7 protein-coding genes are annotated in these 7,832 nt (G+C 43.4%); 5 read left to right on the top strand and 2 right to left on the bottom strand.

Features of this window, described 5'->3' with window-relative positions; translation table 11 throughout:
* The first annotated feature begins 428 nt into the window (after positions 1–428).
* Positions 429–878 (top strand): AAA family ATPase, encoded by a 450-nt coding sequence (locus RMO55_RS06110; RefSeq protein WP_310424872.1) that lies wholly within the window; start codon positions 429–431, stop codon positions 876–878.
* Here the strand turns inward: RMO55_RS06110 and RMO55_RS06105 are convergent.
* A complete protein-coding gene (locus RMO55_RS06105; protein WP_310424870.1) occupies positions 831–1,175 on the bottom strand; it encodes a hypothetical protein in 345 nt (114 codons plus the stop codon). The genes RMO55_RS06110 and RMO55_RS06105 overlap by 48 nt on opposite strands.
* 848 nt (positions 1,176–2,023) lie before the next feature.
* Between RMO55_RS06105 and RMO55_RS06100 the strand changes: the two genes are divergently transcribed.
* Together RMO55_RS06100 and RMO55_RS06095 are read left to right on the top strand one after the other, a co-directional pair.
* A complete protein-coding gene (locus RMO55_RS06100; protein WP_310424868.1) occupies positions 2,024–2,761 on the top strand; it encodes a response regulator transcription factor in 738 nt (245 codons plus the stop codon).
* 47 nt (positions 2,762–2,808) lie between these two features.
* Entirely contained in the window at positions 2,809–3,540 is a 732-nt protein-coding gene (locus tag RMO55_RS06095; RefSeq protein WP_310424866.1) for a response regulator transcription factor, read from the top strand.
* A gap of 18 nt (positions 3,541–3,558) precedes the next feature.
* On the opposite strand, the gene trpS is transcribed toward RMO55_RS06095, so the two are convergent.
* Positions 3,559–4,569 (bottom strand): tryptophan--tRNA ligase, encoded by a 1,011-nt coding sequence (trpS, locus tag RMO55_RS06090; protein ID WP_310424863.1) that lies wholly within the window; start codon positions 4,567–4,569, stop codon positions 3,559–3,561.
* Positions 4,570–4,739: 170 nt separating this feature from the next.
* Between trpS and cbiD the strand changes: the two genes are divergently transcribed.
* Both cbiD and guaA read left to right on the top strand, forming a co-directional pair.
* Positions 4,740–5,882: a cobalt-precorrin-5B (C(1))-methyltransferase CbiD gene (gene cbiD, locus RMO55_RS06085; RefSeq protein WP_310424861.1), complete on the top strand. Its 1,143-nt coding sequence runs from the start codon at positions 4,740–4,742 to the stop codon at positions 5,880–5,882.
* A gap of 130 nt (positions 5,883–6,012) precedes the next feature.
* On the top strand, positions 6,013–7,656 hold the full coding sequence (gene guaA, locus RMO55_RS06080) for a glutamine-hydrolyzing GMP synthase (RefSeq protein ID WP_396134191.1): 1,644 nt from the start codon (positions 6,013–6,015) through the stop codon (positions 7,654–7,656).
* Positions 7,657–7,832 lie beyond the last annotated feature (176 nt).

Here is a 7,832-nt window from a genome sequence, read left to right as displayed (position 1 = left end):
CTTGCTTTTTGCTCTCCTCTTTTTACTGCTGCAAGTGCTTTTATCCGCAAATCTTGGCTGTATGGTGCTGGCATCTGTATCTTTTTTGTCTTTATCCCATTCTATCTTATTTGTCTTGACATGACTTCGTACTGCTATATATACAAGTCTGCTGGACTTCGTTTGCAGTGGGCTTACCCCCCCAACCCCCCTTCGACAGGGGGGCTTTCCGGCTCCCTCCCCTAGGAAAGGGGAGGGCTGGGGTGGGGTATCAGGACTACGCAGCAACTCAAATAACTTGTGTATATACGGTAGCTCCCAAGAGGGAATTTACATGCGGGATTTTTTTAATTGACAGTAGTTTGCGGTATCAGGCATAATGGGAGTGTATGGGGTGCGAACTGTAAGTATATCCGCTCATCGATAGTCGCCTTTTCAGATATCTTCCGATGCAAGCAATTATATTTATTGGCATCCAAGCCTGTGGTAAATCGACATTTTATCACCACGAATTTGGACTGACTCATGTGCGAATTAATTTAGACATGCTCAAAACTCGACACCGCGAACAGCGAATGTTTGAGACTTGTTTAGAAATCCACCAGCAGTTTGTAATCGATAATACTAACCCAACTAAATTAGACAGACAGCGATATATCGAACCAGCTAGACAGCATAAATTCAAAGTTGTCGGTTACTATTTTGAGTCGCGGGTGCGGGATGCGATCGAAAGAGATCGACAACGTCCGTTAGCTCAACAGATTCCAGAAAAGGGAATTTTTGGAACTGCCAAAAGATTAGAGTTGCCTAATTATACAGAAGGATTTGACGAATTATATTATGTGAAATTATTACCAGAAATGCAATTTTTGGTGGAGAAATGGCAAGATAAAATTTGACGATTTATATTTCATCGTAATTATTTGAGTAGTATTTTTTAACTGCTGACAATTGAGATGCAGATTACGCCCTTGTGGTTGTACCAATACTCGATCGACCATTTCTTGTAATTCCTGCAAATTACCTGGAAAATCATCTGCGTGCAAACGGCGAATCGCTTCCGGCGTGACTTGGGGCTTGGGTAAATTTTTTTGGCGACAAATAATATTGATATAATAATTTACCCGTGCCTCTAAATCGTTCTTCCACACCCGCAATCCTGGCGCATCTATCTTTCGATCGACAACCTGATTCAATGTCGGTTAAGCGCGCTCTGAGATGAGTATTAGCGGTGCATTACTAGCCCGAGGTGGGAGGGGAATTTGTCCTTCACGCGCGATCGGCCGATAGTTGCCCGTAGTCAATAATTGCTCGATGCTCGGTAGCCGATTCTAACTAGTTAACTAATGCTGCTGTAGAAATTGTTTGGAGGTACCTATCGATCGCCAGTTACTAGTTTATCAGGCGGCAAGGATCTGCAGATCGCATTTCGGTGAGTTGCGATGGAGATCGTTGTTGGTAGATTTGTGGTAAACATTGATACATGAAATCCGATTTTCAGACGATCTAACTCCCATAGATGTTCGACTACTCGATCGCACTTTTTCCCTTGTAGGTATTGGATACAGGCCGCTCAAACCCACCGTGAGCAGTCGATCGAATATCGATATCCGTGCCATCTCTCTAAATTAAAGAGAATAATTAGGATTAGCGTGAATGATTACAGATCGGCGGTAATGCCTACGATTGGCGATCTGTGAAGGTAATGCGTCAGCCAATCGTCGGTGCCAAAAGTTTATTCTGCATTTTTAGTAACTTTCCTGATTGTATAGTTGTAAGTAGGAATATATAGGTGGGTCGGCAATTGCGTTTAGCGCAACCGCACCAACTCATCACCACATCTAGACCGAAACAAACTACATTCAACAACATTGAATCATACACCAATGTCTGCAATTTAGGGATTTCGATCGGGTTCAAGACAATTAGTCCAGTATATATAAATTATTTATTCTCAAGGTAAATAAACTGCCAGCCTAAATTTATTAATTCATATTCTGACCCCATTTCCCCCACAAATCGTTGTGACCCGAAGGATACAAACGTGAAAAAAATATTATTAGTAGACGACGATAAAACGCTTCAAGCAGTGCTCACCCGCTATCTCGAAAAGCGAGGTTATTCAGTAGATGTGGTTACATCAGGCGTTCAGGGGTTAAAGCTTTTTACCCAACAAGATCCGCCAGATCTAGTCGTATCAGATATCATGATGCCAGGGATGGATGGGCTAGAATTTTGTCGTCGGTTGCGGGCGACTAGACCTGGGGAGTTAGTACCATTCATCTTCTTGACGGCGAAAAAGGATCTAGAAGATCGAATTCAAGGTCACATTATTGGTGCCGATGACTATATCACCAAACCGTTTGAGCCATTAGAACTACTGGCTAAAATTCAGTCCCAACTCCAGCGGACAGATCGAATTAATTCGGCGATTATAGCAATGATCCGCAACGTTCCGAATGGTATTGAGATCGGGACTGAAAACGATAAAAATATACCGGAAGCATCACTAACACCACCTGCAAAGATTAAACCAGAGGGAGATCTGCCATTGACTCCTGCTGAAATTCGCGTGTTCTGGGAGGTAATTCAAGGTTTAACTAATAAACAGATCAGTCAACGACTGTTTATTAGTCCGCGTACCGTTCAGACTCATCTGAGCAATATTCTCACCAAGTTAAATCTAGAAAATCGCTCTCAGTTAGTCAGATTTGCTTTTGAACACGGTTATCGTCCCCCTCAAACTCAGGATGAGGAAAAAGCGGCCGAGGCGAGAAGTTAAGAACGGATGCGAAATTCAAACATAGTCGTGAACTCAAGGATGGAACCGTGAAAAAAATATTATTAGTAGACGACGATAAAACACTCCAAGCAGTGCTTACCCGCTATCTCGAAAAGCGGGGTTATTCGGTCAATGTAGTTACATCAGGAGTTCAGGGGTTAAAACTTTTTGCCCAAGATCCGCCAGATCTGGTGGTATCAGATATCATGATGCCAGGAATGGATGGGTTAGAGTTTTGTCGGCGGTTGCGGGCGACAAGACCCGGACAGTTAGTACCATTTATTTTCTTGACTGCAAAAAAGGATCTCGAAGATCGGATTCAAGGTCATTACATTGGTGCCGATGACTATATCACCAAACCATTTGAGCCATTAGAGTTACTAGCTAAAATTGAAGCCCAGCTCGAACGTTCTCGGCGCATTCACGCTGAGATGGTACGCTTGATGCAAAAAGTGCCTGATGACAGCAACGCTGGAGCTGACTATGGTGAAAATTCAGCAGAATCAATGGTTCAAAGTAAAGATCCAGAACCAGCGGAAGATTTACCATTGACTCCGGCTGAAGCACGAGTGTTCTGGGAAGTGATTCAAGGTTTAACTAATAAACAGATCAGTCAACGACTGTTTATTAGTCCGCGTACCGTTCAGACTCATCTGAGCAATATTCTCACCAAATTAAATCTAGAAAATCGCTCTCAGTTAGTCAGATTTGCCTTTGAACACGGTTATCGTCCCCCTCAAACTCAAGACGAACAAAAAGCGGCTGAGGCGAGAGGGTAGAGTAATGGGAGATTGATGTTAAGTTCCAGGAACAGAGAAACCTAGCGCAGCTTTAACTTCAGTCAGAGTTCGATTAGCGATCGATTCAGCTTGATTTTTGCCGTCACTGAGGATAGATTCTAGATAAGTTCGATCGGTCATTACTGCTTGGTATTTAGCTTGGATCGGACGTAAATGTTCGATCGTGGCTTCTGTCAGTAGTGGTTTGAATTGACCCCAGCCCAAGTCTTGACACTCAATAGCTACCGTCTCTTTGGGCTTACCAGACATTAACATATACAGAGTGAGTAAATTGCGACATTCCGGTCGATCGATCGATTCAAATGTCAACCCACGTTCGAGATCTGTTTTACACTTTTTGATTTTTTTCTGAATTAGCTCGGGACTATCTAATAAATTAATTCGACTCAGATCTGATGAGTCGGATTTTGACATTTTCCTGGTGCCATCGGTAAGACTCATGATTCTTGCGCCATCAGTTTGAATCAGAGCCTGAGGTACTTTGAATACGGGATTTTTCTTGGCAAATTGATGATTGAATCTAGCGGCAATATCCCGAGTCAATTCTAAATGTTGTTTTTGGTCTTCACCAACGGGAACTTTATCAGCTTGATATAACAGAATATCTGCAGCCATTAATACGGGATAATCCAATAGTCCCATATTGACATTTTCTCCTTGTTTGATAGCTTTTTCCTTGAATTGAATCATATCTTGGAGCCAATTCAAAGGGGTGACACAATTTAGCAACCAAGTTAGTTCGCTATGAGCGGGAATATGGGATTGGATAAAAATACTTGCATGTTCTACACTAATGCCACACGCTAAGTATAGGGCTGCGATCGTGTAGCTATTTTCTGCTAAAGTCTGAGGATCGTGGGGAGCCGTAATCGCATGAAGATCGACTACACAAAAATAATTTTCATAGTCCTGTTGATGTTCTACCCAGTTACGAATTGAGCCTAAATAATTGCCGAGATGTAAATTACCAGTTGGTTGGATGCCAGATAAAACACGTTTTTTAGTCATAAATACATGGCTCTACCGAACCCGATCTGATAAAATTTTGTCAAAATGTGTTTCATTATAGCAAACAAACGGCTATTTTCCAAAGGAAAAACTTTGCCGATCGGTGAGTTTTAAATTACATTATTATTGCAATTGGTATTGATTCGATCGACCTATCTCTATTGTCCCTTATGCGTTCTGGTTATACTTTACCCGTCTTTGCTACTGCTAGTGCGATCGCCGCATTGCGATGTCTACAGCAAGTTCGTTCCAACGAGCATAAATCAGTTGTCACTGTAGACTTGATTACCCCCGCTCAAAAGGTGGAAATATCGATCGAACAAGCCGCCCTCATTAACCCCAACATGTCTCTTGGTATTACTCTGAGCGATCCTGGCGATAATTTGGATTTGACTCGTGACACGCCAGTTTGGGCGGTAGTTGAATGGGCAGATCCAGATCGGGTAGAAACGATCGCTCTAATCGGGGGAGAAGGGGTCGGGAAGCAGTCTAATCGAGATAATCTTCCCGCTATATATAATTACGCGCAACAGCTTCTACAGGCTAATTTAGCCCCATTGTTGACACCGGAACAGAAGATTCGGGTGACAATTATTTTACCCCAAGGGCGAATCCTGGCAACCCGCACATCGAATGCGGCGTTTGGGGTGGTTGAAGGTTTATCTTTGTTAGGCACTACAGGTATTTCTCAACCTTTGAGTGCGCCAGGGCAGTTGGAGGCTTGTTTGGCGGAGTTACGAGGGAAGGGGAAAGGGGAAAGGGGAAAGGGGAAAGGGATTGAATCTTTGCCGCTAGTGTTTTGTATTGGCGAGAATGGGTTGGATTTGGCTCAGAAAATGGGGATTGGGCGAGAGCGGATTATTAAGACGGCTAACTGGTTAGGGCCATTATTAACTGAGGCGGGGATATTGGGGGTGCCTAAGTTATTATTATTTGGGTATCATGGCAAGTTGGTGAAGTTAGCGGGAGGAATTTTTCACACTCATCACCATTTAGCTGATGGGAGATTGGAGATTTTGGTAGCAGCAGCGGCACGGATGGGATTACCCGCCGAGCAGTTGTCTGGGTTATTTGATTGTGAGACGGCGGAGGATGTACTCAAATATCTCCACGAAATCGATACGGTGGTGGGGAGTAATTGGGTGACACAAATCTATGGATATTTGACCGATCGAATCGATAATAGATCCCAGACATACATCTACAGTCAGAGTCAGCAATCGGTCAGCGTTGGTTCGGTATTATTCGATCGACAGCGAAAAGTTATCGCAACTAGTCCCACTGGGGCAACATTTTTGACCCAATTGTGCTAGATTTAATCGAATATAAATTTTTTTAATCAGTCACTGGTAAATCTTATTTAAAATAACTCTTTAAATCAAGAGTTGCTCACCCGTAACCCGCGATGGTGGGCTATTTCGGCATCTATCCGTATCAACTTCAATGGAGTCAGCAGTGACAACAGAAACCGAAACCAATTCAACCAAGATTAATTCTACCGACAGTAACTTGGGAGAAGTAATCATCAATCATCAAATGGTCGTCATTCTGGACTTCGGCTCCCAGTATTCCGAACTAATTGCCCGCAGAATTCGCGAAACTCAAGTCTATTCCGAAGTTATCTCTTATCGTACTACTGCCGCACAACTTAAACTGTTAAATCCGAAGGGAATTATCCTTTCTGGTGGCCCTAGCTCAGTTTACGACGATCGCGCACCCAAGTGCGACCCGGAAATTTGGAATCTCGGCATTCCTGTCTTAGGTGTCTGCTACGGAATGCAACTGATGGTACAGCAACTCGGTGGTGAAGTCGTCAAGGCGAAGAAAGCTGAGTATGGTAAAGCCGAACTATCGATCGACGATCCGATCGATCTGCTGACAAATGTCGAGGAAGGAGCGACAATGTGGATGAGTCATGGAGACTCTTGCGAACGTCTCCCTGTCGGATTCGACCTCATTGCTCATACAGATAATACTCCATGCGCGGCGATCGCCGACCATCAGCGCAAATTATATGGGGTGCAATTTCACCCTGAAGTAGTGCATTCGATCGGCGGCATCGCGTTAATTCGCAATTTTGTCTATCATATTTGTGGTTGTCAGCCAACTTGGACGACTGAAGCATTTGTGGAGGAAGCAATCCAGAGTGTTCGCGCCCGAGTTGGCGATAAGAAGGTATTACTCGCACTATCTGGCGGTGTCGATTCTTCGACTTTAGCATTTTTATTGCACCGCGCGATCGGCGACCAATTGACTTGTATGTTCATCGATCAAGGGTTCATGCGCAAACTAGAACCAGAACGTCTCGTCGCGTTATTCAAAGACCAATTTCATATCAAAGTTGAATATGTGATGGCACGGGAACGATTTATCAAAGCAGTCGCAGGTGTTACCGATCCTGAAACCAAACGTAAAATAATTGGAACTGAATTTATTCGCGTATTTGAGTCAGAATCAAAACGATTGGGACCATTTGATTATCTCGCGCAGGGGACACTATATCCCGACGTAATTGAATCCGCAGATACTAATGTCGATCCTCAAAGTGGCGAACGAGTCGCTGTAAAAATCAAGAGCCATCATAATGTCGGTGGTTTACCCAAGGATTTACAATTTAAACTGGTCGAACCATTACGTAAATTATTTAAAGATGAAGTGCGAAAAGTGGGACGTTCGATCGGATTACCAGAAGAAATCGTTAAGCGTCAACCTTTTCCAGGTCCAGGTTTAGCAATTCGGATTATCGGTGAAGTCACTGCCGAACGTCTGAATATCCTCCGCGATGCCGATCTGATCGTCCGTCAGGAAGTTAATAAACAAGGACTTTACGATCGACTCTGGCAAGCTTTTGCGGTGCTATTAGCAGATGTAAATAGTGTCGGTGTCATGGGCGACCAACGCACTTATGCACACCCAATTGTCCTGCGTTGTGTATCTAGTGAAGATGGGATGACTGCCGATTGGTCGAAGGTTCCTTATGAATTCCTAGAGATAGTTTCTAACCGAATTGTTAACGAAGTGAAAGGTGTAAATCGCGTGGTGTACGATATCACCTCCAAGCCACCTGGAACGATCGAATGGGAATAATTTTTATTTAGTTTAAGGTGGGCAATGCTTACCTTTTTTTAATTAATAAGTTAGCGATGCTAGATCCCCGACTTCTCAAAGAAGTCGGGGATCTGTCCTCATAGTCTGCTAGCAGTTACGATATAATGAATTTGAGCTTCTTATTTAGGATTGCTATAGCTATGGATATAATTCAA

It is taken from the genome of Chamaesiphon sp. VAR_48_metabat_135_sub (assembly GCF_031418915.1).
GTDB lineage: Bacteria > Cyanobacteriota > Cyanobacteriia > Cyanobacteriales > Chamaesiphonaceae > Chamaesiphon.
Note: the sequence above shows the minus strand (reverse complement) of the source record. Positions and strands in the feature narration are given on the sequence as shown.